The organism is Bradyrhizobium sp. SRL28 (assembly GCF_018596315.1).
Classification (GTDB): Bacteria; Pseudomonadota; Alphaproteobacteria; order Rhizobiales; family Xanthobacteraceae; genus Bradyrhizobium.
Window position 1 is genome coordinate 1 of sequence record NZ_JAHEAG010000163.1, and the last position, 1172, is coordinate 1172.

1 pseudogene is annotated in these 1172 nt (G+C 62.5%); it reads left to right on the forward strand.

The features are described from left to right. Positions 1–1172: pseudogene (locus KIP88_RS45790) on the forward strand (hypothetical protein); the annotation flags it as partial.

The window sequence follows — 1172 nt, forward strand, 5'->3', positions numbered from 1 at the left end:
GTTCTGGAAGGAGTCATGGAGCGGCTTTCGGAATTTGCGTCAGGGGTGAACGGCATCGTTGCCAGGCTAAGGGATGCCGGAACGGATGCCGACCTTCCATTGGAACTGTTGGACCAGATCGTGGAAGGTGCATGGGTCACCGCGCACGAAGTCACGCGACTTTTGGCAGTGCAGCCAAACAGGCCAGTCCTGATTGAACCGCCTGCCCAGGCTGCGATACCGGAAAATACCGTCTTAGTGGCTGAGGGCCACGCGGCGCGCAGGAAGGGGAAAGGCAAACGCGCACCGGCCGCAGGCGAGAGGAGTTCAACTGCCGGGCTGCGCGAGCCGCAGCTCGCCAGGCCCGACGCTGCCACGGCCCCGACAGCCAAGGTTATCGTACTCTCGGATCTGGGTACGAAGAAACTCGCGAGTGCAGAGGAGGCACGCGCGAGGGCGTCATCATCGGCGACCGGGTACCTGGAGATGTGGCAGGCTCCGCCCTCCAGGAACGCACTGACGGGATTACTCAAGCGATTGGACGAGCTGCTGCAGTTCGATCTGCCGGCTCAGCAAAGCGCCGTCTCGCAAGCGCGCCAGAGGAAGCCCGAGGACGCCGACCACGTCGTGGATCTCGTCGTTAAGCGCCTGCAGACGCAGGCCGCCGAGATTGAGGCCTGTGTAGCCGCGCTGGAGGAGCCTCGCCGACGTGGCCTACTCACGCCTGCGCAAGTGCCCGAAGTGCACGAAAAAATAGTCCGGCTTAAGGCGATGTTGTCCGAGGTTCAGGGACAGACAAACTCACTGAACGCGCGAAAGGCGGCGATCACGATCGATTGCATGAAGACCTACGCGTTTCCGTCGCAGAAGTACCTTGAACAGTTGCGGGCGGCCGAGGAACTGGCGTCTGTGGATCCACCGCGCGCCTTGAAGGGCGAGCCAGGGACGCTGTTCGAGATCAAGCTGCAGCCCAAGGCGCTGCGTAGTGGTGCGATGCCAAGCCCGATGTGGGTGCACATCCATACGAAGCGGCCGGTACATGCGTGGCAGTTGGCGTCGCTGGGTGACGCCGACTTCGCCGCTTGCCACGTGAAGTCCAATGAACAGCGTGGCTACAATCGGCATTGGCAGAGCGCCCAAGCTGCGACGGGGCACGAGAACGTTGTGATTCACCGTGGCAAGCTCACGCCTGC